Source organism: Homoserinimonas flava (assembly GCF_054969005.1).
On sequence record NZ_JBUEQS010000002.1, the window covers coordinates 222,983 to 248,848 of the forward strand.

Consider the following 25,866-nt stretch of genomic DNA (forward strand, 5'->3'; position numbering starts at 1 on the left):
TGACCATGGCTGCGGTATCACCGAGCAGCGTCTCGGACACCAAAATGCACGACGTCACCGGCAAGACCCGTGGCGAATGGTTCGCTCTGCTCGACGCGGAGAACGCCGCCACCTGGCCGCATCCCGACATTGCCGCGTGGTTGCACCGCGAGCACAGGGTCGACGGATGGTGGGCCCAGGGCATCACGGTCGCCTACGAGCAGGCGCGCGGTCGCCGGCTGCCGGGGCAGCAGTCCGACGGCACGTTCGCGGCCGGAGCAAGCAAAACGGTCGAGGGGGAGATTCTGGCGGTCCTCGACCGGGTCATCGCACTCGTCGGCGACCACTTTGGGGTTGAGCCTGTGTCGGTGAGCCATGCGGCGAAGCATCCGACCGCCCGCTGGAACTTTGCTGACGGCACCGGCGTGCTCGCGACCCTCAGCCCCGGCCCCGCGGGATCCGTGCGCAAGTGCCGCATCGCGCTCACCCGTCTCAGGCTCGACCCCGATCGTCTCGGGCCCGAAAAGGAGCGGCTCGCGAAGCTGTTGACGCGGTTCGACATGTAAGGGGCACCCGGTCAGGGGCAGACAGAGCCTTCGGCTAGGTTTATCCCATGAGTTCGCCCGCACGACCCGCGAAGGTCCACGTCCGCGCTCCAGGCAAGCTCAACCTGTTTCTCAAGGTCGGCTCGCTCCTCGATGATGGTTACCACGAGGTCGCCACCGCCTACCAGGCCGTCTCGCTCTACGAAGACGTTCGTGCTTCGCTCGCCGACGACTTTTCGGTGTCGTTCACAGGGTCGATCGACACCTCGACTCTTGCGACCGACGGCACGAATCTCGCGATCAAGGCGGCCAGGCTGCTCGCTCGGGTCGCCGACTACCGGGGTGGTGTGCGCCTCGAGATCGAAAAGAATGTGCCGGTCGCCGGTGGCATGGGTGGCGGTTCAGCGGATGCCGCGGCCACCCTCCTCGCGTGCGACACCCTCTGGGGCACCGATCTGGGGCGCGAAGAGCTCCTCAGCCTCGCCGCGCAGCTCGGCGCGGATGTGCCATTCGCGCTGACGGGCGGCACGGCCATCGGCACGGGTCGCGGCGACGAGCTGAGCCCTGCCCTCGCGAAGGGGCAGTTCCACTGGGTGCTGGCGATGGCCGATTTCGGCATGAGCACACCGGAGGTGTATCGCGAACTCGATCGTCACCGTGAGCGCCATGCGCAAGACATCTTTCCGGCCGAGATCAAGCCGAGCGTCGATGCGCCCGTGTTGAAGGCGCTGCGTGCCGGCGATTCGGCGATGCTCGCCGAGGTCATGTACAACGATCTGCAGGCTCCGGCGCTCCACCTTGAGCCGCGGCTTGCCCGCGTGATCGAGCTGGGTGAGGAGAACGGTGCCCTCGCCGGTATCGTCTCGGGGTCTGGCCCGACGGTCGCGTTCCTCACCGCTGACGTCGATGCGGCGCTCGAAGTGCAGGTCGCGCTGAGTGCGGCACGACTCAGGGTCGTGAGGGCGACGGGTCCCGTGCACGGCGCCCGCCTCTGCACCGACTGACGCACGGGGCGGCCCGCGCGCGCATCCGCCCGGCCCGCGCATCCGTCCGGCCCGCGCATCCGCCCGGCCCGCGCATCCCGCCCGGCCCGCGCATCCCGCCCGGCCCGCGAGACTCCGCAAATCGTCGCGATTGCCCCGAATCACGACAACTTGCGCAGTCTCACACCCGCGTAGAGCGACGACGTGAGCCTCAGATCGCGGCCCTACGGACGCGAAGTCGCCGCCGGATCCTCTCGAGCGTCTCGCGAGGGCGGCGAAGGATGTCGTCTGCCGAGACCTTCACGACGCTCCAGCCCGCGTCTTCGAGTCGCTCGCGCCGGGTGATGTCGTCGCGGAAGCGCTGCCGCTCACGATGATGATCACCCTGGTACTCGACGGCGACCTTCCACGTCGCGAACGCGAGATCGACCATCGCGATCCGGCGACCGATGTGATCGTATACGCGCGCATTCGGCACCGGTTCCGGCAGGCCATCCCGCACGATGAGCAGTCGGCTCAGCGTCTCCATTCGGGAGAGGGGCCCGTACCTGACGAGACCGAACGCCTCAGTGAGCCGACGCACGCCACGCCGTCCTGCGCGATCTCGCACGGCGCTCCGGAGATCGTCGAGTGTCGCCAGCGGTGGGAGCCCGCTGTACGGTTCGTCGCCGGTGATGAGATAGTCCCCTGCGGCCACGAGGTCGTCGATGCGGAGCATGGTCGCGAGTTCGCACCACGCGGCGACGGGTTCTGACACCCGCACTCCTCTGACGATGATCGTGCGCGAATCCGAGTGATGGCCGACGATGCCTCGAGCGCGAGGGAATCCGGCCGTCGACGTCGAGCTGACATGCACGTCGGATGCCGCGGATGACGGGAGCGGCATGCCGTGGATGAGCGCGGCTGTGGTGTGGCTGAAGTGCTGGCCGGGAGGCATCCGTTGTGCGTATGCGGTGAGGGGGGCCACGGTGCACGTGCCACGTCGGTCGAGCGGACACCGTGGAACGGGCGCGCGAGGTGCCGCGACCGTAGTCGGCCGTCGGTGACGCCCGCCGCGAGTGCTTCGGCCCGCCCGAATGGTCGTCCCCGGAGGTGTTCTGGCAGGGGTAGGGGCATCGACTCAGAGTGCCGGTTCCGCTTCGACTGCCGCGTCACGCATCCACAGCCCGCGCGAGACTACGCAAGTTGTCTGCGAGAGGCGCCCGGACGAGCAATTCGTGCAGTCTCACGGGCGAATGCCGCGCCTTGCGTCCCGTCGGAGCAGCCCACAACGGGCGGGCATCCAGCCCAGGCCCGGTAGTGTCGAGTCACGTGGCACATCTTCTTGGGGCAGAGTCCCTCCATCTTGAGTATCCGACGCGCGTCATCTTCGATTCGGTGACGGTCGGTCTCGACGAGGGCGATCGCATCGGCATTGTCGGCCGCAACGGCGACGGCAAGTCGACCCTCATGCGTTTGCTTGCTGGCCGCATCCAACCGGATGATGGCCGCGTCACCGTCCGCAAGGGCACGACGATCGGCATGCTCGATCAGGCCGATGAGCTCGATGGCACGATCGTGGTCGGCGAGTCGATTGTGGGCGACCGGCCCGAGTACGAGTGGGCGGGGGATTCCCGCATCCGCGACGTCATTTCGGGTCTGCTCGGCGGCATCCCGTGGGATGCGACGCTCGGCCAGCTTTCGGGCGGCCAGCGCCGCCGCGTAGCGCTCGCCAAGGTGCTCGTCGGCGACTGGGATGTCGTGTTTCTCGATGAGCCCACCAACCACCTCGACGTCGAGGGTGTGTCGTGGCTCGCGGAGCACCTCAAACGTCGCTGGCCTGCCGGCCAGGGCGGGCTGCTGGTCGTGACGCACGACCGGTGGTTCCTCGACGAGGTGTGTAACACCACGTGGGAGGTTCACGACCGGCTGATTGAACCCTTCGAGGGTGGCTACGCCGCCTATGTGTTGCAGCGTGTCGAGCGCGACCGCATGAATTCGGTGGTGGAGGCGAAGCGCCAGAACCTCATGAAGAAGGAGCTCGCGTGGTTGCGCCGCGGTGCCCCGGCCCGCACGGCGAAGCCGAAGTTCCGTATCGATGCCGCGAATGAGCTCATCGCAAACGAACCACCCGTGCGTGACACGGTGTCGCTGCAGTCGATGGCGATGCAGCGGCTCGGCAAAGATGTGGTCGACATCCTCGAGGTCGGCGTCACGTTCCCCGAGTCGGAGACGCGCCCGTCGAAGGTTGTGCTCAAGGACATCGAGTGGCGCATCGCTCCGGGCGAGCGCACCGGCATCCTCGGGGTGAATGGTGCCGGCAAGTCGACGCTGCTCGGCCTGGTGAGCGGCGCGGTGCTGCCAACCACGGGTCGCGTCAAGCGCGGCAAGACGGTGAAGATCGCGATCCTCGACCAGCAGCTCAAGGAGCTCACCGAGGTGCAGCATGAGCCGGTGCGCGTCGTCATCGGCCGCCAGAAGAGCTCCTATGTCGCTGGCGGCAAAGAGGTCACGCCCGGCCAGCTGCTTGAGCGGCTCGGCTTCGACAGCGCGCAGCTCAGCACGCCCATCAAGGACCTCTCGGGCGGCCAGAAGCGTCGCCTGCAGCTCTTGCTCATCCTGCTCGATGAGCCGAACGTGCTCATCCTCGATGAGCCCACCAACGATCTCGATACCGACATGCTCGCCGCGATGGAAGATCTCCTCGACTCGTTCCCCGGCACGCTCCTCGTCGTGAGCCACGACCGCTACCTGCTCGAGCGGGTCACCGATCAGCAGTACGCCGTGCTCGGCGGCCACCTCAGGCACCTGCCGGGCGGTGTCGACGAGTACATCCGCATCCGCAAGGCGACGGATGCTGCGGCGCCGGCCACCCCAGCATCCGGGCCGCTCGGCGCGGGTGGCGCTGCGGCGCCCTCGAAGAAGCCGGGGCTTGCGGGCGCGGAGCTTCGCAACGCGCAGAAGGAGCTCGGCTCTGTGGAGCGGCGCCTGCAGAAGGCGAACGAGAAGATCGAGGCGCTGCACGTGCGCATGGCAGAGCATGACATCAACGATTTCGAGGGGCTCGGCGCGCTCAGCGCGGAGCTGACGGCACTTGACACGCAGGCGGCCGAGCTGGAGTCGCGCTGGCTGGAGCTCACCGACCTGCTCGAGTAGGCATCGTGTCGACCCTGTCTGAGGCGGAGCTTGCACGGTTTCGCGTGCAGCTTGTGGGGGAGCGGCAGCGCACCCTTTCGCTTATGGCGTCGCTCGGTGAGGACATCCGCCGCATTGTCGACGCGCGGCAGGATTCGAATGTTGATGACGAGCACGACCCGGAGGGTTCGACGATCGCGTTCGAGCGTTCGCAGTCCGATGCGCTGCTGCGGCAGTCCCGCGGGCGGCTCGCCGAGATCGGTGCCGCCCTCGACCGTCTGGATGCTGGTGGCTTTGGTGTGTGCGCTTCGTGCGGCCGTGACATCCCGTTCGCCCGCCTCGAGGCTCGCCCGTGGGCCCGCCTTTGCGTCGAGTGCGCGTCGCGGTCGGAGCCCCGCCCGTGAGGGCTGACCGTTAGTCGAAGTCGAGACTGAGGACTCTCAGCAGCGACGCGAGCTGTTCGCGCTCGGCGGTCTCGAGTCCCGCAAGCAGGGCGCGCTCCGATTCGAGGAGTTGCGTGATGGCGGTGTCGACGCGCGCGCGCCCGTCCGCTGTCATGCTCACGAGCACGCCGCGCCGGTCGTGGGGGTCGGTGTGACGGGTGACGAGCCCGCGGTGCACGAGGCGGTCGATGCGGTTCGTCATGGTGCCAGAGGAGACGAGGGTTTGTTGCAGCAGCGCCTTGGGGCTGAGCTGGTATGGCTCGCCTTCGCGGCGCAGAGCGGAGAGCACATCAAATTCCCACGACTCGAGGCCGGATGCCGCAAAGGCAGTTTTGCGCGCCCGGTCGAGGTGGCGCGAGAGCCGGCCGACGCGACTGAGCACCTGGAGGGGTGCGAAGTCGAGGTCTGGTCGCTCGCGCTCCCAGGCGTCGACGATGCGGTCGACTTCGTCGCGATTGGGCATGGTGACCATTATGGTGGGGCGCGCATGAACCCGTCGCTCGGTCGCGTCTGGCAGACTTGTGTACCGCGCGAATCGTTGTTGGCGGTTCTGCGCGTTCCGCCTTGGTGTAACGGCAGCACGGCAGTCTTTGGAACTGTTAGGACCAGGTTCGAATCCTGGAGGCGGAGCCGAGATAATCGCGCCAGCGATTCTCTCCGAACGGCTTAGGAGCCCCACCATGACCGATCAGTCTCTCGCCGTCATCATCCTCGCCGCAGGCCAGGGCACGCGCATGAAGTCGTCGAAGGCGAAGGTGTTGCACGCGCTCGGTGGGGTGACGCTCGTCGGGCATGTGCTGTCGACGGCGGAGGAGCTTGGCGCTGCCCACATTCTGGCGGTGGTGCGGCATGAGCGGGATTCGGTGTCGGCGGAGGTGCTGCGACGCCTCCCGGCAGCGGTGATCGTCGATCAGGACGAGGTGCCTGGAACGGGTCGCGCGGTGGAGGTGGCGCTCGACGCGCTGCCCGAGGGATTCGATGGCCGCGTCGTCGTGCTCAGCGCCGATGTACCGCTGCTCGATGCGGCGACGCTCCGGTCGCTCGTGTCGGCCCACCGCGATGAGGGCAACGCGCTGACGATGCTGTCGGCGGTCCTCGATGACCCGAGCGGCTTCGGGCGTATCGTCCGCTCGGGCGATGGCGTGTTCGAGGCCATCGTCGAGCACAAGGACGCGTCATCGGAGCAGCTCGCCGTCCGCGAGATCAACGCCGGCGTGTACGTGTTTTCGGCGGCTCCGCTGCGCGACGCACTCTCGCGGGTCGGCACCGAAAACGCCCAGCGTGAGAAATATCTGACGGATGCGGCATCCGTGATTCGCGAGGCGGGCGGCCGCATCGAGGCGATGGCGGTGCGTGACCACTGGCTCGTCGCCGGCATTAATGACCGCGTGCAGTTGGCGGCGGCGGCGCGGGAGCTCAATGCCCGCACCATCCGTCGCTGGCAGGTTGCCGGTGTGACCATTCTTGACCCGGCGTCGACGTGGATCGACGTGGATGCGACGCTCGCGGAGGATGTCGAGTTGCTGCCGGGCACGCAGGTGCGTGGCGCGACGAAGATCGAGCGGGGCGCGATCATCGGCCCCGACACGACGCTCGTCGACTGCGAGGTGGGGCCGGATGCTGTCGTGAAGCGCACCGACGCAACCCTCGCGGTCATCGGCGCGGGTGCGACGGTGGGCCCGTTCGCCTACCTGCGCCCCGGCACGGTGCTCGGTGCCGAGGGCAAGATCGGCACCTTCGTCGAGACGAAGAATTCGACGATCGGCGACGGCAGCAAGGTGCCGCACCTGAGCTATATCGGCGACACCGAGGTGGGCGAGGGCTCGAATATTGGGGCTGGCACCATCACCGCAAACTACGACGGCGTGAGCAAGCACCGCACGGTCGTGGGTTCGCATGTGCGCAGCGGCTCGCACAACGTCTTCGTCGCGCCGGTTAGGATTGGTGACGGAGCCTACACGGGCGCTGGCACGGTGATCCGCAAGGATGTCGCGGCCGGCGATCTGGCGATTTCGGTGGCTCCACAACGCAACATGGCAGGCTGGGTCACCACCAACCGGCCGGGCACTGCGGCCGCGGATGCGGCTGCGGCATCCGGTGAGGGTGTCGACAAGGCCTGATCGTTTCTGGCCTGTTCGATCTCGAACCGGTCGACCCCGGCAGAGAGCGAGCGGCATTTGTCCGAAATCACCGTCAACGGACAGAAGAAGCTTGTGCTGGTGACGGGGCGGGCGCATCCGCAACTCGCTGTGGACATCGCTGCGGAGCTCGACACCGAGCTTGTGCACACCGAGACGCGCACGTTTGCGAACGGTGAGATTTATGCGCGCTACAGCGAGAGCGTGCGCGGTTGCGACGCGTTTGTCATCCAGTCGCACACGACGCCGATCAACGAGTGGCTCATGGAGCAGCTCATCATGGTGGATGCGCTGAAGCGTGCCTCGGCGAAGCGCATCACGGTCGTTGCCCCGTTCTACCCGTATGCGCGCCAGGACAAGAAGGGCCGCGGTCGCGAGCCGATTTCTGCCCGCCTCGTTGCTGACCTGTTCAAGGCGGCTGGCGCTGACCGCATCATGAGCGTCGACCTGCACGCCGCCCAGATCCAAGGCTTCTTCGACGGCCCCGTCGACCATCTCTTCGCCATGCCGGTGCTGCTGAAGTACTTCAAGGAGAAGCTCGACAAAGACACCCTCACGGTGGTCTCGCCCGACATGGGCCGCGTGCGCGTTGCCGACATCTGGAGCGACAAGCTTGGGGCCCCACTCGCGATCATCCACAAGCGTCGCGACCCGCGCGTCGCCAACAAGGTGTCGGTGCACGAGATCGTCGGTGAGGTCGAGGGCCGCACCTGCCTACTCGTCGACGACCTGATCGACACGGGCGGCACGATCGCGAAGGCGGCGGAGGCGCTGAAGAATGCCGGGGCAAAGAACGTCGTCGTCGCCGCGACGCACGCCGTGTTCTCCGACCCGGCGACGACACGGCTGCAGGCCGATTTCATCGACGAGGTTGTCGTCACCGACACGCTCCCAATCCCCGAAGACAAGCGCTTCCCTACCCTCACGGTGCTGCCGATCGCCCCGCTCATCGCGGGCGCCATCCACGAGGTCTTCAGCGACGGTTCGGTCACGTCGATGTTCGACGGTGCCGCGTAGCCGTCACCCTGCCGGTTGAGTAGTCCGCGACGCAGGAGCGAACGTATCGAAACCCGCTCTGTGGGAACTACGTGTCGCGCGTGTCGACCAAGCTCGGTCGCGAAAAGACGCTGAGGCCAATCACAAGCATGTGGGGTGGGGTTGAAGCACTTTCCGCGAAAGGTATAGACAAAACCCTCTACCCCTGTGTAGTTTTCGCGATATGACTCAGTGAGGGTCATTCAGGTGTGATGGCGCTGGGGGCTTGGTTGTATGTACCGGAAACGCGGAAAACTTTCGTTGGGCTGGCTCCTCAGCGTTGTGATGGTCGTTTCGCTCGTTCAGGCCGCAGGCTCGGCTTCCCCGGCAGCCGCCGAAAGTGACGCTGAGTGGCCGTCCACATCTTCTTACGTGGACCCGTCGTATGAGGACTTGACAGGTGTGACGGTCCTTTCCGTCACCCCGGCCATTTACCTTGAGGCAATTGACGCTTCGAGCGAAACTAATGACGAATACAGCTTTGAGATCGAGCTCTCGAGGTCGTCGACTCCGCCTGTGGTACTCGCGACCGAGAGCATTGAGACCGAACGTTCGGACACCTGGAGTTGGGCCGAGTGGAGTGTCCCTCCCAACCTTCTCGAGTTTGACGAGACCTACGAATTTCGCTTCCGCGTCGTGAACAACGCTGCGACCGGGCCATGGACTGACCCGTCGGTATTTACGACTGCGGCCCCGGCGCCGGCGCCAACTCTCGTCGCTCCGCTCGACCACGACGTTGTGCTCAGTCGCACCCCGCTGATTGCCCAGGCATCAACTTTCGCGCCTAACGAGACCGACGTGGTGTTTCGTGTAGAAACCAACTGGCAAGGAGGTGCGCCAGACGTCCGCGAATACTGGGCACAAGTTGATTCTGAGGGGATTGCTTCGATAAGTCCCACATTGGTCTCCACAGCGAGTCCCGAGGGACATTTCAGATGGCAGGCTGCGACCCTCGACAGCAACGGCATGCTCTCGGAATGGTCGAGCTACCGAGAAGTAAGCATCGGACGGTTGCCCAGCGCGGTTCCGCTGGTATACGGAGGGCAAGAGCGTGATGCTCTGCTCGTGCAGTGGGCGGCACCTTCCTACTCGGCCGTCGCGCCCGTGGAGTCGTACACCGTTCGACTAGAACCGGGGTCCTTAGAGGTGGAGGTCGACGCTTCAGCTCGTTCGTATCTCTTCGAGGATCTTCCGCACGGCAACTACGCCGCCACGGTCACAGCAACGAACGTACTCGGAGACGGCCCCGCCGTTTCGCAGCACTACTCGCTATCGACCGAGACGCCGTGGTATCCCGAGGCCCTCGATGTCGAAGTCGGTGGACTGTCCGCGACGGCTTCATGGCTTGCCCCGACTGACGATGGTGGAAGTGATGTCACCCAGTTCCAGACAGACCTCACGTCCCACTGCGGTGAGCCTAGGAGAAGTGCACAAACTCAGGACCTTGAGTACGAACTCGTCGGGCTCACCGCAGCATGCGTTTATGTGTTTGGGGTCTCCGCAGAAAACGCGTTGGGCGCGGGCCCACGCGCACAGCAGTACTTCGTCGCCTACGACGTCCCCAGCGCACCGCAGAATGTTGAGGTCCGGCCAGGCGACGAATTCATCGAAGTGTTCTGGGATGCTCCGGAGTTCGAGAACGGTGACCCGGTAACGCAGTACACGATCGAGCTCAGCCCCGGCGGGGCGGAGAAAACCATAGAAATGCGGTACGGGCGCAATGGTGTCCAATTCGACAATCTTGATAACGGCGTCGATTATGTAGCCAGCGTCAAAGCAATAAACGGTGCAGGCGCCGGTCCAGCCACATTCAGCGCCGGAATCGCCCCCATGGACGATGCTGTAGATGGCGACGCTGATGGATTGCCGGACGTTCTTGAGGCGCGTGTTGGATCAAGCCCTCTCCTGCAGGACTCCGATAACGATGGCCTCACCGACTCCGAAGAGGTGCTTCAGCTTGCCGCGTTCACGTCGCCCACGCTCGCCGACACAAACGACGACGACATCTCAGACGCGGACGAGGACTCCGACAACGATGGTCTCACCAACATCGTGGAGGTTGCGGCCGGACTCAACCCGTCAAACCCCGACACCGATGGCGACGGTGTTTCCGACGGTGACGAACTTATCTCCGCCACCGACCCTCTCGTCGCAGACAGTGATTCAGACGGGCTGACAGACGGCTTCGAGATTAGGGCCGGTCTTGACCCTACCAACGCGGACAGTGACACCGATGGAGTCCCCGACTACGCGGACCAGATCACTCTCACTGTTGACCCGCACGATGCCGTGCACACAGTCGCCGACTCGGACACTACAGAATCGCCGGTGGGCTCCGACGTTACACGTGCGACGACGTCCCTTGTCGGTGGTGCTGCCGCGTTGGAGTCCTACTTTTTGAGCGAAACTCCCAGCGTCGGCGTGGCCGGAGCAGTGACATCAGTCGCAATGGTCAACGAAAAGGTCGAGGCCTCCAGCGTCTCTATAGGCCCGCTCTCATCACTGAGCACTTCGGTCGAGACGACAGTGAGCTTGCTGACATTCGGGTATTCGCCCGCCCTTGCTGCCGAACGGCTCGCCGCACTGGCTCCCGTTTACTGGGACGAAGCAATCGGCACTTGGAGTTTCGCAGACAATAACGTCACCGTTTCCACCGCCACGCACACCATTTCCATACACTCGCCCCAGTTGGGGCTGAGCTATTCCGTCGTTGATCTCGGCGAGTGGGCCGCGAATGCTACGCAATGCGATGCCGCGCTCGCGGGATCCGCCCCGCTCGACGTCGAGATCATCATCGATGACACGTCCAGTGTCTACGAGGCTGATCCGGGGGGAGAGCGATATGACGCGCTCCGAGCGGTAGTCGGCTCGTTGCGGCCCGGTGACCAGGTTGCCGTTCGGGGGATCCACATTCAGGGAGGCATCGCCCGTGGAAGCCCAAACTTCTTCACCGTGGGTTCAGAGCCGATCTCGGATGCCGTGTCCAGTGAGCCGTGGTCGACCGGCACGACGTCCCGCGAACGAGCCCTGTCATGGATTGCTGATGCGGAAGACGCAGAGGGCACCTCTTGGGATGAATCCGACCTTTTTGATGATTTTCCGGGGTATCTAATTGAAGAAGTTCTGGGGGACTCGTCCTTCGCAGACCAGCAGTTCCCTGCAGACGAAGCGAACCCGTATGTTGACGACGCTCCAAACTTCTCTTGCCGGAACAAGGTAGTCGTATTCGTCACTGACGGCGGATTTAAGCCGGCGTCAGACTACGCCTCTTCTGAGTACGAGGAGTGGTTCGGTGAAGAATACGTTCCGTTCGTCCAACGCGACGTGCCCGTGCATGTACTTGATATAGGTCAAGGCACTCCATCGAGCAGCGATTGGCTGATCGATTTGGCGCAGACTTCCGGCGGAACCTACTCATACGTGCCCACGGCCACTGACCTGGCTAGCTGGATCTCGTCCGTTACGCCACCGGTGATTGTCACAGACGACACAACGACAGACACAGACGGCGATGGAATTACCGACTGGGTTGAAACGCGCGGCGTGGTCAGCACGATGACGACTCCGGGCCCCGGGATGCCTAAGCGGTATTTCAGCGATCCTACCGATCCAGATACAGATAATGATGGTCTCCCTGACGGCGACGAGATTGGATCGATATCGGTTCCGGCAGCGTCGATACCGGGTCAGACCACCGTGAGCTACGCGGTTGTGTCGCATCCGGAGAAGTCCGACGGTGACAGCGACGGACTTCGAGACTTCGAAGAGGTCGAGGTTGGGATGAATCCGCTCAACGCGGATCCGGACGGTGATGGGCTGCTTGACGGAGATGAAGAGCTTCACGGCACCTACGCTCAGATGCCCGACACTGACCTCGATGGATTCTCAGACCTCTTCGAATCCCAGAATCTCGAACAGGGTTACGACCCAAGTGAAACAGACCCCGTTGTCTCCAAATATCAGTGGCTGCAGGATCTTGCTCTCGGCTTCTTTTGCGGTGAAGTCGAGTTTTGCACGCGTGACACGATCGCGTGGCTAGCCGGCAATGTCGCCAGCGGTCTATTGGTGTTCGGAGACTTGCGAGACGGTTACGCCTCGGCAGCACGCGGCGATTGGTTGATGGCCGGGCTCTACGCAGCGGCACTCGTGCCGAATGTTGGAGGGGAGTCGGCGGCCGGCGCAGCAAAGGTCGTAAAGTTTGTACAGCGGCTGGCAGATCCAATCCTCGGCCCGGCGACCAGCGCCTCTATCCGAAAACAGCATGATGCCCTACGGTTCCTGCGGGACTTCTCGGATCCTGCAGGATATGTCAATACCCTGCGCCTGATCGACGACGATTTCGTTCAACTTCTCAAGACGCGAAGCGTCGGCGACGCTTCAATTCAAAAGCTCGTGAACGCCAACGGAATACACAGACTAAAGCGAATGCTCGAGAGCCCGAATGCGAAGACTTACACATATTCGTCGGCGGGCCTTCCCGTGCCGATGAGGACCGGGAAATTGGGCGAAGCGTTCGTGCACAATTTGCTCGAAATTCCAGAGTACAAGCAGGTTCGAACGGCCGTCCACCTACCTGACGGCGGTGTGAGTAGTCGCTTCGTGGACGGCATTACAGTAGTCGACGGTGTGAAGACATTCCATGAAGTCAAAGTCGGCTATTCGGCCAGCGCATTTGCAAAGTACCAGGGAAGAAAAGACGCAGCCCTCCTCGGCAATAACGTAACGGATCTCTACGATTGGCACTTCCTCCCGAGTGCAATAACCGGGAAAGTCGGGCCATCCGATACCCTTCTCGATATGCTTGAAGATGCGGGAATTGCGATTGTGGTGCACCTACCCCAATGACCATCCAGTTTGCAGATCTTTCAATGGCTCAGGCGCAGGAGTTCTGTGACCATGTGGTTGCTCGTGGGCCTGCGCGCGTGGGTGACCTTGCTCGATGGGTACACCAGACCGGTGGGCCGCTGGACCAACTCGACGGGTCACTCGAGAGCCTCGTGCCCCTGTGGGAGTGGTTCCTGAAATTCGCAGACGAGGGCCTTCCGGGAGTTCCAGAGGATGCTGTCCCGTCCGTTGCACTGACATTCGGTATTGACTTCAAAGCTGCCGGGCGCCACCAGTTCGCCGGAGAGTCGCTTGTTCACTATGTGTTCGAAATCGTGCGAAGGATTGACCCGACCGCGCACTGGGGAGTACACACCCGCAAGCACGACGAGCACTTTCTATGCCCGTGTGTCTTTAGCCAGAGTAGAGCTGAAGTTGAGCTGGCTCAGCGAATCCAGGTTGCAGTCGGGAGCGCTCATCGCCGCGAAACTCGAGGTCTCGGACTCACGCGGCTTCACGAGGTCGTCGTCCTGAATTTTGGTTGGTCGCGGGAGATTCCAGTTGTTCCGCGGGGTGCGTCAATTCTTGCGCCCTACCTGCACCAACCTGCGGTTGCGTGGGACGATCCGCGGCGCATCCCGCCGGTGTTTGTTGGTCGGGTTGAGAAGCCGGTTGAGGTGCCGCGACCGAGAGCGCACAATGCTCCGAACATGTTCCTCGGCCACCCGGAGCTGAGCCGGAACCGTATCTCTGACTATCGGGTGGCGCCGCCCTTGCCGGAGGAGGAGGTGGCTGCGGCGCTCACCGAGGCGGGATTCACTCGCCGGGGCAAAGCGATCACAGTCACGGATCTGCAGAGTTCCCAGCGAGAGCTGCATTACAAGGGCGAGGCAGTTGACGCTGTCAGCGTGGGGCATGCCGGGCGCCTCAGATATGTCATTGTGGGACTCCTGCGGGGGACGCAAGAGGAATGGGACCAGATCGTGGCAAAGTTGGCGGCCTCAGCTGCACGGCTTGGCCTTCGATTCGCAATCGAGGAGGCGTTTCTTCATCCAGTTGACCCGGCCGACTCCGCCCGGTTCCTCGAGGAGTTCATGCTGAAGTTTGGGTCCCTGTCAGCGGAGGACCCCCTGTCGGCGGAGGACGCCGCGGCAGCGCAGGACCTCGTGCCACCACCGACCCCGCGGACAGCGGCACCCCAGGCGTCAGCGTCGGCGCCCCTGTCGGAGATGATTCTCGCCCACCCGGATGCGGACCTGGAAGACTTCGACACTGCGTCACCGTTGGCAGAGGCGGTGGTGGCTGCCATGCTCACCGCTGCTGGATTCACCGCCGCCGATGGGCGGGCGATCACCACCAGCGACCTCCAGGCAGAGCACGGAGAATTTGTTCATGCCAGTGACGCTGCTGCGGTGACAAGTTTTGGCGCAGACTCGCGCCTTCGCGCGATCGGGCTCGAGCCCGTGAACGCCACTCAGCCGGAGTGGGACGGCATCACAGCCCACTTCAGCTCACTGGCGCGGGAGCTCGGCGCACGGTTCGAAACCGAAGATGTGCTCTCAGCTGAAATCGACGAGTTCTAACGATCGACGACTACGTTTCGCGCGTGTCGATGTCGGTCGAGCCTGATCCTGGCGCGACGGGGATGAGCCCCATCGAGTCGACGTGGTGTTCATCGCCGAGTCGGTCGGTCGCGTAGCACTCCCAGCCGAGGCCGCCGGGGCCGAACAGCTCGAATCGTGCTTCATAGCGCGGTGAACCGGGGTTGGTGAGGGTGCCGCGGTAGTCGCATGCGAGCTCGGCGTTGCGCGCGCCGACACTGATGGTCGTGAGGATGCTCGGCAGCACGAGTCCGAGCACGGCGAGCAGCACGACGACCCGCAGCAGCATTCTGGTGCGGGCGCTGCGGAGGGGGCGCTCCTCGTAGGGTTGGTAGCCGGAGAGTTCCGGGTGGTCGTCGCTCACCCGTCCAGTCTGTCACCTGCCCGATGAACGCCCGTCGTGTGGCCGCACGGGGCGACCGCCCGGCGTCACTTCGCGGTGCGCAGCGCGTCTCCGCTGAGGCGGAAGGTCGACCATCCGTCCATCGGTTCGGCGCCGAGGCTGCGGTAGAAGCCGATGGCCGGTTCATTCCAGTCGAGCACCGCCCACTCGAGTCGCTTGTAGCCGCGCTCGACGCAGACCTGCGCGAGGCCGGTGAGGAGCGCCCGGCCGTGGCCGCGGCCCCGGTATTCGTCGCGTACGTAGAGGTCTTCGAGGTGGATGCCGTGCACGCCCTCCCACGTCGAAAACGTGAGGAACCAGATCGCCATGCCTGCGAGCGAGCCGGCGCCGTCCCCATCAACACTGCCCCCATCAACACTGTCCCCATTAACCACATGTGCAAACACTGCCGGCCGCTCACCGAAGAGCGCCCGTCGCAGGTCGTCTTCGCTCGTGAGCACGGCATCCGGCTCACGCTCGTAGTCGGCGAGCTCCTGGATGAGCCGCAGCATCTCCGGCACGTCGGCCTCGGTGGCCGGGCGCGGGGTGCGGGCGGTCATCAGTGGGTGTCTTCGGCTTCGATCTCGCTGCGGTCGCCGCTCCACTGGGTGTGGAAGGTGCCGTCGGCGTCGATGCGCTTGTACGTGTGGGCGCCGAAGAAGTCGCGCTGCCCCTGGATGAGGGCGGCGGGCAGGCGCTCGGCGCGGAGGCCGTCGTAGTACGCGAGCGATGACGAGAACGCGGGGGAGGGGATGCCTGCCCTGACCGAGGCGATAACGACGCGGCGCCAGCTCGACTGCGCCTGCGTGATGGCGTCGCTGAAGTAGGGCGCCGTGAGGAGGGAGCCAAGGCGCGGGTCGTCGAGGTAAGCCGAGGTGATGTGACCGAGGAACTGGGCGCGGATGATGCATCCGGCCTTCCAGATGCGCGCGATCTCGCCGAGCTTGATGTCCCAGTTGTACTGGGCAGCACCGGCGACGATCTCGTCGAAGCCCTGGCTGTAGGCGACGATCTTGGAGGCGTAGAGGGCGAGGCGCACGTCTTCGATGAAGGCGTCGGCGTCGTCGACAAAGAACTCCTCGTCGGGGCCGGGGAGGCCTGCTGCGGCGTTGCGGCTCGCGCGGCTCGACGAGAGCGAGCGGGCGAAGACGGCCTCGGCGATGCCGGAGACGGGGATGCCAAGGTCGAGGGCGGTCTGCACCGTCCACGCGCCGGTGCCCTTGGCGCCGGCCTCGTCAACGATGACATCGACGAGGGGCTTGCCGGTGCGGCCGTCGACCTGGCGGAGGACTTCGGCGGTGATCTCGATGAGGTAGCTCTCGAGCTCGCCCCTGTTCCAGCCTTCGAAGATCTCGGCAATCTCGGCGGGCGTCTTGCCCGTGCCGCGACGGATGAGGTCGTAGGCCTCGGCGATGAGCTGCATGTCGGCGTACTCGATGCCGTTGTGCACCATCTTCACGAAGTGGCCGGCGCCGTCGGTGCCGACGTGGGTGACGCACGGTTCGCCGTCGGCGACCGCGGCAATCGACGCGAGGATCGGGCCGAGCGTCTGCCAGGCCTCCTCGCTGCCGCCGGGCATGATCGAGGGGCCATTGAGCGCGCCCTCCTCGCCGCCAGAGATGCCGGCACCGACAAAGTTGATGCCCGTGTCGCGCACCGTCTTTTCGCGGCGGATGGTGTCGGTGAAGAGAGCGTTGCCACCATCGACGATGATGTCGCCTGGCTCGAACACCTCGGTGAGCTCGGTGATTACCGCATCTGTTGCCGCGCCCGCCTTGACCATGATGATGGCGGTGCGGGGGCGCTGCAGTGCCGCCGCGAACTCCGTGTAGTCGACGGCAGGCACGAAGCCTGCCTCGGGGTGGGCGTCGAGCACGGCCTGCGTCTTTTCGAACGAGCGGTTGTAGATCGCGACCGTGTTGCCCTCGCGGCTGGCGAGGTTGCGGGCGAGGTTGGACCCCATCACCGCCATGCCGACGACGCCGATGTTTGCCTGTGCTTCGCTGGTTTCGGCCACGCTGCTGCTCCTCAGATCGAGTGGGGGGATCGTTCAAGGGTAGTGCGTTGGGCGTCGTTGGCCCTGGGAGCGTACGGTGGGTTTGGCAGCTTATTTCGAGCATCCGCACCTCACACATTGAAAGGATGTGGCTATGACCCGCGAACTCATTGTCGTCATGGGGGTCTCCGGTTCCGGCAAGTCGGCGGTCGGCGCTGGCATCGCAGAGGCACTCAAGCTGCGATTCGTGGATGCCGATGACCTGCACCCGCCTGAGAACGTGGCAAAGATGGCGAGCGGTAGACCGCTCGACAATGACGACCGGATGCCGTGGCTTGCGACCGTCGCGGCGACGGTCGCCGCCGCTGCCGACATGGGAGAGGGCCTAGTAGTGGCGTGCTCGGCGCTTCGCCGGTCGTACCGCGATATCCTCCGCGCTGGAGCCCCGGATGCCGTTTTCGTGCTGCTTTCTGGTGAGCGCTCGCTGCTTGAGTCGCGCCTGCGCACCCGCACGGGGCACTTTATGCCCGTCGGGCTGCTCGATTCGCAACTCGCGATGATCGAGCCGCTCGGAGCCGATGAAGCTGGCGTTGTCGTTGATATTGCGCCACCACTGCGTGACGTGGTCGCTACGGCGGCGCTCCTTGTTTCGGAGCGCCCTGCGCCGCACGTGGGGTAGACTCACACACTGAACTTCGGCGAGGGATCGTCGGTCGTCCGCGTGAGCGGGCGCCGTGCATCCGTTATCGACGCGGCGAGCGGGGCTTCGGTCTTTCCTCACGCAGCAGTGCGACCACGCGCTGCCGATGCGTTCGAGTTGAACATCACACGACACCGGGCCCACAGCCCGCAAAAGGAGAACAGCCATGGGCGAGAAGACCAGCCGCGCAGGACGCCCGTCCGCCGCGAGCACCGCAAAGATTTCGAACCACATCGTCGCCGACGTGCGCGACAACTTCGGCAAGGGCTACGCTCGCCGCCTGCGCGCCGCCGGCAAGATCCCGGCCGTGCTCTACGGCCACGGCACCGAGCCGCAGCACCTCGCCCTGCCCGGTCACGAGACCGCTCTGCTCCTGCGCAAGGCCAACGCGATCCTCGAGCTTGAGATTGCCGGCAAGACCCAGACCGGTCTTGTGAAGGATGTGCAGAAAGACCCCGTGCGCCAGATCATCGAGCACATCGACCTCATCGTCATCCGCAAGGGTGAAAAGGTTGAGGTGGATGTTGCCATCCACGTCGTCGGTGAGTCCGCTCCCGGCACCTCGGTCGATGTCGACGCGCACTCGCTCCTCATCGAGGCTTCGGCCATCGCCATCCCCGAGTACCTCGAGGTCAACATCGAGGGCCTCGAGATCGGCGCGACCATCCACGCGAAGGATGTCACGCTGCCCGAGGGTGTCACCCTCATCGTCGACCCCGAGACCCTGGTGCTTGCCGTGCACGGCGAGACCGAGCAGGACCTCGGCGACGAGTCTGACCAGGAGGCGGCCGCCGAAGAGTCTGCCGCCGAAGCGCCCGCCGAGTAAGGCTGCCCCTCATAGGCCTCTTTTCCAAGACGAAGCCACTGGATGCCGCGCCCGACGGGGCCGGCACCCAGTGGCTTGTCGTCGGGCTCGGCAACCCCGGTGCCGACTATGCGGGCAATCGGCACAATGTCGGCCAGATGGTGTTGGCGGAGCTCGCCGACCGTCGCTCGGCGTCCTTTCGTTCGCACAAGGCGAACGCGATGGTGGCGGAGTCGCGCACTGGCGCCGAGGGCCCGCGTCTCGTGCTGGCGAAGCCGAATAGTTTTATGAACCTCTCCGGCGGCCCGGTTGCTGGCCTGCTGCGATTCTTCAAGATCCCCGCCGAACGGCTCATCGTCGTGCACGATGAGCTCGATCTGCCGTTCGACACCGTGCGCCTCAAGCAGGGTGGTGGGCACGGTGGGCACAACGGGCTCCGCGACATCATTGCCGCGACGGGCACTCCTGAGTTCCTTCGCGTCCGGGTTGGCATCGGCCGGCCTCCTGGCAGGCAGCCGGCCGCCGATTTTGTGCTCCGCGATTTTTCTTCGACCGAGCGCGCCGTGCTGCCTAACCTGTTGGCTGATGCGGCAGACGCTGTCGAGCTCGTCGCGAGCGATGGTCTCACGGTCGCCCAGCAGCGGTTCCACGCTCCGCCGCCCGCGTAGAATCATTTGGTGATCCTCGAGGGCTTGATTCCGGCGCTGTCGCGCGCCCAGACGTTTGACGAAGCCCTCCGATATTCGGCTCGTGATGCCGACTTTTCGCTCGTCGATGGCCTCAGGGCACCCCTCCTCGCCGGGCTGCTCGCGCGTCGCGGCGATGCCGGCATGCTTCTTTCGATCGTCGCGACCGGTCGCGAAGCCGATTCGCTCGCGGCGGCCATGAAGTGTGTGCTGCCGCAGGCCGAGGTCGTGCAGTTTCCGGCGTGGGAGACGCTGCCGCACGAGCGCTTGAGCCCGAGCACCGAGACGGTGGGCCGCCGCATCGAGGCGTTGCGGAGCGTGTCGGAGTGGCAGCGCCGTCGGGCCGAGGGCGAGACCCGCCCGTTCGTGCTCGTCGCGAGCGTGCGTGCCGCGCTGCAGCCGCTCGCCGACAACCTCACCGAGCTCGAGTCGATCGAGATCGCGGAGGGGAGCCGCGGCTACGACCTCGCGACCCTCCAGCGCCGTCTCGTTGATCTCGCCTACGCCCGCGTCGACATGGTGACCCGTCGCGGCGAGTTCGCGGTGCGCGGCGGCATCCTCGATGTCTTCGCTCCTGTGGCGGAGCATCCGGTGCGGATCGAGTTTTTTGGGGACGAGGCCGAGCAGATCCGCGAGTTTTCGGTTGCGGACCAGCGCTCGCTGCCAGATCCCGTCCCAGCGGTGCGACTGCCCGCCTGCCGCGAGGTGCTGTTGAGCGATTCGGTGCGCCAGCGTGCCCGCGAGATGGTGCTCGAGTTCCCAAGCCTCAGCACGATGCTCGCGAAGATCGCCGATGGCATCCCAGTTGATGGCATGGAGTCGCTCGCCCCCGCCCTCGTCGACCGTCTCGTGCCGCTCACCCACTACCTGCCGGCGGATGCTGCGGTCGCGGTGCTCTCGCCGGAGCGGGTCGACACGAGGGCGACGTCGTTGCTCGAGACGAATCGCGAGTTTCTCGGTGCCGCGTGGAATGCCGCCACGGCGGGTGCCGAGGCCCCTATCGATCTCGGCGCGGGCGACTTCCTCACGGTCCGTCAGCTGCGGGATGCTGCTGGCGAGCGCCCGTGGTGGACGATGAGTGCGTTCGACAGCGGGGCAGCCGAGGTCGTTTCCGACGCGGATCGTGTCGCCGAGGCGGGCGACTATGTTCGGCTTGAGGCTGACGCCGTGCCGAGTTTCACCGGCCAGGCCGACGGTGCGATCGGGCACGTCGCGTCGCTCTTGGGCGACGGGTGGAGTGTCGTCGTGGTCGCGGAGGGTCACGGCCTGGTCGAGCGCGCGGCGGAGGCCCTCGGCGAGCACGGTCTTGCGGCGCGCATCGCCGACTCGCTGCCGGATGCTCCGGAGGGCGGGGTCGCCTCGATCGTGACCGGATGCATTGAGCACGGGTTCGAGGTGCCGTCGATCCGTCTCGCGGTGCTGAGCGAGACCGAGTTTTATGGGCGCGCGGTTGGCTACGAGTCGCGGCAGGTGAAGAAGCTTGCGACGCGGCGTCGCAATGTGGTCGATCCGCTTCAACTCAAGGTGGGCGACTTCATCGTGCATCAGACGCACGGCATCGGAAAGTTTCTCGAGCTCGTCCGGCGCGAGGTGTCGAGCGGTGGCCGCAATGCCGTGAAGACGACGCGCGAGTTCTTGCTCATCGAGTACGCGCCCTCGAAGCGCGGCTATCCGGGCGACAAGCTCTACGTGCCCACCGATCAGCTCGACCTCGTCTCGCGCTATGTCGGCGGCGAGGCCCCCGCGCTGAGCAAGATGGGCGGCAGCGACTGGGCTGCTGCGAAGGGTCGTGCCCGCAAGGCGGTGCGCGATATCGCGGTCGAGCTCGTGAAGCTCTATTCGGCGCGCCAGGCGAGCCGCGGCCACGCCTTCGGCCCGGATACGCCGTGGCAGCGCGAATTCGAGGAGGCCTTCCCGTTCGCCGAGACGCCAGATCAGCTCACGACGATCGACGAGGTCAAGGCCGACATGGAGAAGACGGTGCCGATGGACCGGCTCGTCGCCGGCGATGTGGGCTACGGCAAGACGGAGGTCGCGGTGCGTGCCGCTTTCAAGGCGGTGCAAGACGGCAAGCAGGTCGCGATGCTGGTGCCGACGACCCTGCTCGTCAAGCAGCACCTCGAAACGTTCGCCGAGCGCTTCGCCGGGTTCCCCATCCATCTCCGCGCGCTGAGCCGTTTTCAGAGCGACAAGGAGTCGAAGGAGGTCGTCGACGGCCTCGCCGATGGCACGGTCGACGTGGTGATCGGCACCCACCGCATCCTTGCGAAGAGCATCGAGTTCAAAGACCTCGGCCTCGTCATCATCGATGAGGAGCAGCGCTTCGGCGTCGAGCACAAGGATGCGCTCAAGAAGCTCAAGACGAATGTCGACATCCTCGCGATGAGCGCGACCCCCATCCCGCGCACACTTGAGATGGCCGTGACGGGCATCCGCGAAATGTCGACGCTCGCGACGCCGCCGGAGGACCGGCATCCGATTCTCACGTTCGTTGGCCCGTACAGCGAGAAGCAGGTGGCCGCGGCGATCCGCCGTGAGCTGTTGCGCGAGGGCCAGATCTTTTTTGTGCACAACCGCGTCTCGAGCATCAACCGCGTCGCAACGCAGCTCGCCGAGCTTGTGCCGGAGGCCCGCATCGCGGTCGCGCACGGCAAGCTGGGGGAGCACCAGCTCGAACAGGTCATGGTCGACTTCTGGGAGCGCAAGTTCGATGTGCTCGTCTCGACCACGATCATCGAGACGGGTCTCGACGTGTCGAACGCGAACACCCTCATCATCGATCGCGCCGACAAATACGGGCTCAGCCAGCTGCACCAGCTGCGCGGACGGGTCGGGCGTGGCCGCGAACGCGCCTACGCCTACTTTCTCTACGACCCCGACCGGCCGCTCGGCGAGGTGGCACACGACCGTCTTGCGACGATCGCAGCGAACAACGAGCTCGGCGCCGGCATGCAGGTCGCGCTCAAAGACCTCGAGATTCGGGGTGCTGGCAACCTGCTCGGCGGCGAGCAGTCCGGCCACATCGCTGGCGTCGGCTTTGATCTCTATCTGCGGATGATCGGTGAGGCCGTGAGCGCGTTCCGCGGCGAAGATGTCGAGGGCCCGGCCGAGCTTCGACTCGAACTCCCGGTCGATGCCCGAATCCCCGAGGAGTATGTCGAGAGTGAGCGTCTGCGGCTCGAGGCATACCAGAAGCTTTCGACGGCGAGCGCGCCTCCGGCATCCGATGCTTCGATCGATGCGGTCGCCGAGGAGCTCGTCGATCGCTATGGGGAGCTGCCGGCGCCGGTGACGCAGCTCATCGCCGTGTCACGGCTGCGTCGCCGAGCGCAGAAGGCCGGGCTCACCGAGGTCGTGGTGATGGGCCCGAACCTCCGTGTCGCACCACTCGACCTGCCCGACTCCCTCCAGGTGCGCTTGCAGCGCATGTATCCGGGTGGGCGGTACTTCACGCAGAACAGCGCGATTGTGGTGCCGTTGCCGAAGGCCGGCGGCGAGGCGCTGAGCGACGACGGCCTCGTCACGTGGGTCGGCCAGCTGTTCGACCAATTCCTCCCGGCAGAGGCGACCGTCCCTTCGGCCGAATCCCCGGCCTAGCCCCGCCCTGCGGCAACCGGCCGAGCGGGCTTGTGGTGCACCCCGAAGATCATGACGGGGATGAGCACGAGCGAGCGCAGGTCGATGAAGATGTGCAGGGCGATGGCCGCGAGGATGCTGCCGGTGCCGAGAAAGACGGCCATGAGCACGGTGCCGATCACGGCCGAGCCGATCACACCGGCGGCCCCCTGGTAGAGGTGGAGCGCCGCGAAGACGACGATGCTGCCGACGACTGCGATGACGGCGTTCGCGGTCACCCCGTAGATGAGCAGCGGCAGTGCCAGGCGGAACATGAGCTCCTCGACCACCCCGGCATTCACCGAAAGTGCGGCACCCCACCGGAGCTCGGCACGGTTCCGCGGCAGCAGGGCCGTGATGTCGCCGATCGCGGGAACCTCGCTGCTGCCGCGCGCGAAGTGCAGCACCACGACCGAGCCCACGAGCACCACCAGAGTGACGCCGACGATGATGCCAACAACGAGGGGGCCGGATGTCGCGCTCCGCAGCCATTCGACGGCGGGCCACGCCTCCACGTCGCCAAGCAGCAGTGGCAGCTGGTTCCAGGTCAGCGCAAGCACGACGATGGATGCCCCACCGAAGACCGCAAAGGATTCGAGCACCCACTTGCGGAACATCGCCTGCCGCCGACGCGTGGTGCGATACCGCTTGAACCGGCCGTACTCGCGGCGATCTTTGTGGATCGCTCGCAGCACGAGCGCCGTGAGCACGGCGACGAGGGTCGCGGCAAGCAGGGCGACGGTGAGAGGCTGGCCGGGCGTGAGCATCCTCTATTCTCGCAGCGCGGGTTGGCGGCCCCCGCCCGGGTGCGAGGATGGGGGCATGACCGAATCGACGGCCCCGCAGCATCCGAAGCTCGACGAACTCATCGCGGTGATGGCGCGGCTCCGCGGCCCCGGTGGATGCCCGTGGGATGCCGAGCAGACGCACGAGTCTCTCGTGCAATACCTCGTGGAAGAGACGCACGAGCTGATCGAGGCGATCGAATCCGGCACCCGCGAGGAGCTCATCGAGGAGCTCGGCGATGTGCTGTATCAGGTGCTCTTCCACTCGGATATCGCGGCGAGCGCTGGCGAGGAGCCATTCACGATCGAGGATGTCGCCGAGCGGTCGAGACAGAAGATGGTCGCGCGTCACCCTCACGTCTTCGGTGACGCGAAGGCTGACACGGCGGCCGAGGTGGTCGTGGTGTGGGACGAGATGAAGGCGCAGGAGAAGTCGCACCGCACGAGTGTGCTTGATGGGATTCCGCAGGGCATGCCGTCGCTCGCCCTCGCCGACAAGTTGCTGGGGCGAGCGCACAAGGCTGGGGTGCTCGATGACCTGCCGGAGGGCGGGGTGCCGGTGGCGTCGGAGGAGGAGTTGGGCGGGCTGTTGCTCGCGATTGTGGCGTCGGCCCGGTCTCGCGGCTTAGATGCGGAGCGCGCATTGCGATCGACACTCCGCGGTCTGCAGGCGGAGATCCGCGAGTCGGAGTGAAAAGAGAGGTGTGCCCTTCCCGACCCGAACGGGAAGGGCACCAGCCCGAGCGAAGTAATACTGGAAATTTCACAGCAGAACAGTTGTGCTCGAGCACTGGCCGACGATTTACCCGATCAATCGGCCATGCCATGTGAGGGGCAAACGCTGCCCCGGTGATTCGCACTGCTGCATTCTGGACCAGGTCCGCAAGGAACCTTATCGACAGGAGCGGTGTGCGACTGTCCAAGTGTAGCCGATGTTGGCGCCATTCCAGGACAACTGTTATGTGTATTCGGCTCAGCTCTCCCAGCGCGCTCGCGCGTCTGACGTGGGCGTTGGGTTGCCTATCCTTGGATGCGCGCCCTGCGCCCGCGGAGTACCGTCATCCTCATGACGAATGCATCCTTTGACCAGCTTCTCGCCGAACAGATCGGCCACGAGTTCGAGGCAGCGCAGCAGTACATCGCGATCGCCGTGTGGTTTGATTCCCGCGACCTCCCGCAGCTCGCCAAGCACTTCTACAGCCAGGCGATTGAGGAGCGCAATCACGCCATGATGCTCGTGCAGTATCGCCTCGACCGCGACATGGGTGTCATCATTCCCGGCGTTCCTGCCGTGCAGAACCAGTTCACTGACGAGGTCGCGCCGATCGCGCTCGCTCTCGCGCAGGAGAAGCGCGTCACGCAGCAGATCGAAGCCCTGTTCGCCGCCGCGCGCGCTGAGACCGACGCCCTCGGCGAACAGTTCATGCTGTGGTTCCTCAAGGAGCAGGTCGAGGAGGTTTCATCGATGAGCACGCTCCTCACGATCATGGAGCGCGCCGAGAACCTCTTCGACGTTGAGAACTACCTGGCTCGTGAGTCGATCGGCGACGGTGGGCACGACTCGAACGCGCCGGAGGCCGCTGGCGGCGCGGTATAGAACGACAGTTCTGTGCTGGCGCTACGCTGTTAGCGTGACCCGCCAGCCCGATTTCGCGCGCAAGCCGGCGCTGCTTGAGCAGATCCTCGAGTACCTCCTCGACAAGCCGCTGTCGAGCGTGTCGTTGCGCCCGCTCGCGAAGGCGCTCGGGGTCAGCACGTTTTCGCTGGCGTACCATTTCGGATCGCGCGCCGAGCTCGTGAGCGAAATCGTGGGGGCAATATCGCGACGCACCAACGAATTTGATCAGACGCTGAAGCCCGACTCCATCACGGTCGATACCTATATCGAAAGCTTCGAAATCACCTGGGCCTGGGCGACCCAGCCACGAAACATCCGCTTGCAGCGACTCGAATTCGAGGCCGCCATGATGGAGGTGCATGAGCCAGAGCTGCACATGCACTCGCGGGACCTCTTCGCCAAGTGGCAGTCGCTCGGGCGCGATTCTCTCCTCGCGCTCGGGCTGAGTGACGATCTCGCCGAGGCCGAATCGAGGATGACCGTGAACATCATCAACGGCTTTCTCTACGATCTCGTCGTCAACAACGATGTCGAGGGTGCCACGATCGGCTTTCGGCATTTTGCCGACGTGACGCGCGAGCGCCTCGAACGGCTCACCGCGCACCGCTAAGCCACGA

The 25,866-nt window shown here is 65.1% G+C and carries 21 protein-coding genes and 1 tRNA gene; 16 read left to right on the top strand and 6 right to left on the bottom strand.

The annotated features are described in order from the left end of the window. Positions 1 to 5 precede the first annotated feature (5 nt). Positions 6 to 545 (top strand): hypothetical protein, encoded by a 540-nt coding sequence (locus tag ACY48M_RS06550; protein ID WP_462819470.1) that lies wholly within the window; start codon positions 6 to 8, stop codon positions 543 to 545. Between the two features lie 47 nt (positions 546 to 592). Next, positions 593 to 1,528: a 4-(cytidine 5'-diphospho)-2-C-methyl-D-erythritol kinase gene (locus ACY48M_RS06555; RefSeq protein WP_462819471.1), complete on the top strand. Its 936-nt coding sequence runs from the start codon at positions 593 to 595 to the stop codon at positions 1,526 to 1,528. Positions 1,529 to 1,718: 190 nt separating this feature from the next. Here the strand turns inward: ACY48M_RS06555 and ACY48M_RS06560 are convergent, their stop codons facing one another. After that, positions 1,719 to 2,444 (bottom strand): DUF559 domain-containing protein, encoded by a 726-nt coding sequence (locus ACY48M_RS06560; protein WP_462819472.1) that lies wholly within the window; start codon positions 2,442 to 2,444, stop codon positions 1,719 to 1,721. Positions 2,445 to 2,818: 374 nt separating this feature from the next. On the opposite strand from ACY48M_RS06560, the gene ACY48M_RS06565 reads away from it, so the two are divergent. Together ACY48M_RS06565 and ACY48M_RS06570 are read left to right on the top strand one after the other, a co-directional pair. Next, complete coding sequence (locus tag ACY48M_RS06565; protein WP_462819473.1) at positions 2,819 to 4,642, top strand: ABC-F family ATP-binding cassette domain-containing protein; 1,824 nt, start codon at positions 2,819 to 2,821, stop codon at positions 4,640 to 4,642. Between the two features lie 83 nt (positions 4,643 to 4,725). Beyond that, a complete protein-coding gene (locus ACY48M_RS06570) occupies positions 4,726 to 5,025 on the top strand; it encodes a TraR/DksA family transcriptional regulator (RefSeq protein WP_462819881.1) in 300 nt (99 codons plus the stop codon). 10 nt (positions 5,026 to 5,035) lie between these two features. Here ACY48M_RS06570 and ACY48M_RS06575 read toward each other — a convergent pair whose 3' ends face one another. Next, a complete protein-coding gene (locus tag ACY48M_RS06575; RefSeq protein WP_462819474.1) occupies positions 5,036 to 5,527 on the bottom strand; it encodes a MarR family winged helix-turn-helix transcriptional regulator in 492 nt (163 codons plus the stop codon). Between the two features lie 95 nt (positions 5,528 to 5,622). On the opposite strand from ACY48M_RS06575, the gene ACY48M_RS06580 reads away from it, so the two are divergent. The 5 genes from ACY48M_RS06580 (at position 5,623) to ACY48M_RS06600 (ending at position 14,644) form a co-directional block, all read left to right on the top strand. Then, positions 5,623 to 5,694, top strand: a tRNA-Gln gene (locus ACY48M_RS06580). A 50-nt stretch (positions 5,695 to 5,744) separates the two neighbouring features. Next, positions 5,745 to 7,184, top strand: coding sequence for a bifunctional UDP-N-acetylglucosamine diphosphorylase/glucosamine-1-phosphate N-acetyltransferase GlmU (glmU, locus tag ACY48M_RS06585; protein ID WP_462819475.1), 1,440 nt, complete (start codon positions 5,745 to 5,747; stop codon positions 7,182 to 7,184). Between the two features lie 57 nt (positions 7,185 to 7,241). Then, on the top strand, positions 7,242 to 8,219 hold the full coding sequence (locus ACY48M_RS06590; RefSeq protein ID WP_462819476.1) for a ribose-phosphate diphosphokinase: 978 nt from the start codon (positions 7,242 to 7,244) through the stop codon (positions 8,217 to 8,219). Between the two features lie 252 nt (positions 8,220 to 8,471). Further along, positions 8,472 to 13,082 (top strand): fibronectin type III domain-containing protein, encoded by a 4,611-nt coding sequence (locus ACY48M_RS06595; protein ID WP_462819477.1) that lies wholly within the window; start codon positions 8,472 to 8,474, stop codon positions 13,080 to 13,082. Between the two features lie 689 nt (positions 13,083 to 13,771). Further along, positions 13,772 to 14,644 carry a hypothetical protein gene (locus ACY48M_RS06600; RefSeq protein WP_462819478.1) on the top strand — a complete coding sequence of 291 codons (873 nt, stop codon included), beginning with the start codon at positions 13,772 to 13,774 and terminating at the stop codon, positions 14,642 to 14,644. Between the two features lie 10 nt (positions 14,645 to 14,654). Here the strand turns inward: ACY48M_RS06600 and ACY48M_RS06605 are convergent, their stop codons facing one another. The 3 genes from ACY48M_RS06605 to gndA form a co-directional block, all read right to left on the bottom strand. Then, positions 14,655 to 15,026, bottom strand: coding sequence for a hypothetical protein (locus ACY48M_RS06605; protein ID WP_462819479.1), 372 nt, complete (start codon positions 15,024 to 15,026; stop codon positions 14,655 to 14,657). A gap of 65 nt (positions 15,027 to 15,091) precedes the next feature. Beyond that, positions 15,092 to 15,604, bottom strand: a complete 513-nt coding sequence (locus ACY48M_RS06610) for an N-acetyltransferase family protein (protein ID WP_462819480.1) — start codon at positions 15,602 to 15,604, stop codon at positions 15,092 to 15,094. Further along, positions 15,604 to 17,061: an NADP-dependent phosphogluconate dehydrogenase gene (gene gndA, locus ACY48M_RS06615; protein WP_462819481.1), complete on the bottom strand. Its 1,458-nt coding sequence runs from the start codon at positions 17,059 to 17,061 to the stop codon at positions 15,604 to 15,606. The genes ACY48M_RS06610 and gndA overlap by 1 nt, the downstream gene beginning before the upstream one ends. Positions 17,062 to 17,194: 133 nt before the next feature. Here gndA and ACY48M_RS06620 point away from each other — a divergent pair, with 133 nt between their 5' ends. The 4 genes from ACY48M_RS06620 to mfd all read left to right on the top strand — a co-directional run bounded on the left by ACY48M_RS06620 (position 17,195) and on the right by mfd (position 22,828). Next, positions 17,195 to 17,719, top strand: coding sequence for a gluconokinase (locus ACY48M_RS06620; RefSeq protein ID WP_462819482.1), 525 nt, complete (start codon positions 17,195 to 17,197; stop codon positions 17,717 to 17,719). Positions 17,720 to 17,906: 187 nt separating this feature from the next. Beyond that, the gene (locus ACY48M_RS06625; RefSeq protein ID WP_462819483.1) at positions 17,907 to 18,566 is read left to right on the top strand and encodes a 50S ribosomal protein L25/general stress protein Ctc; all 660 of its coding nucleotides are present in this window, start codon (positions 17,907 to 17,909) and stop codon (positions 18,564 to 18,566) included. Positions 18,567 to 18,604: 38 nt separating this feature from the next. Then, positions 18,605 to 19,213: an aminoacyl-tRNA hydrolase gene (pth, locus tag ACY48M_RS06630; RefSeq protein ID WP_462819882.1), complete on the top strand. Its 609-nt coding sequence runs from the start codon at positions 18,605 to 18,607 to the stop codon at positions 19,211 to 19,213. 9 nt (positions 19,214 to 19,222) lie between these two features. Continuing rightward, positions 19,223 to 22,828: a transcription-repair coupling factor gene (mfd, locus tag ACY48M_RS06635; protein WP_462819484.1), complete on the top strand. Its 3,606-nt coding sequence runs from the start codon at positions 19,223 to 19,225 to the stop codon at positions 22,826 to 22,828. Here mfd and ACY48M_RS06640 read toward each other — a convergent pair. Further along, a complete protein-coding gene (locus ACY48M_RS06640) occupies positions 22,825 to 23,613 on the bottom strand; it encodes a CPBP family intramembrane glutamic endopeptidase (RefSeq protein WP_462819485.1) in 789 nt (262 codons plus the stop codon). The two genes, mfd and ACY48M_RS06640, sit on opposite strands and share 4 nt — an antisense overlap. A 55-nt stretch (positions 23,614 to 23,668) precedes the next feature. On the opposite strand from ACY48M_RS06640, the gene ACY48M_RS06645 reads away from it, so the two are divergent. The 3 genes from ACY48M_RS06645 (at position 23,669) to ACY48M_RS06655 (ending at position 25,859) form a co-directional block, all read left to right on the top strand. Beyond that, positions 23,669 to 24,325, top strand: coding sequence for a nucleoside triphosphate pyrophosphohydrolase (locus ACY48M_RS06645; RefSeq protein ID WP_462819486.1), 657 nt, complete (start codon positions 23,669 to 23,671; stop codon positions 24,323 to 24,325). A gap of 372 nt (positions 24,326 to 24,697) precedes the next feature. Continuing rightward, the gene (locus ACY48M_RS06650; protein WP_462819487.1) at positions 24,698 to 25,228 is read left to right on the top strand and encodes a ferritin; all 531 of its coding nucleotides are present in this window, start codon (positions 24,698 to 24,700) and stop codon (positions 25,226 to 25,228) included. Between the two features lie 34 nt (positions 25,229 to 25,262). Next, positions 25,263 to 25,859, top strand: a complete 597-nt coding sequence (locus tag ACY48M_RS06655; protein ID WP_462819488.1) for a TetR/AcrR family transcriptional regulator — start codon at positions 25,263 to 25,265, stop codon at positions 25,857 to 25,859. Positions 25,860 to 25,866: the final 7 nt, after the last annotated feature.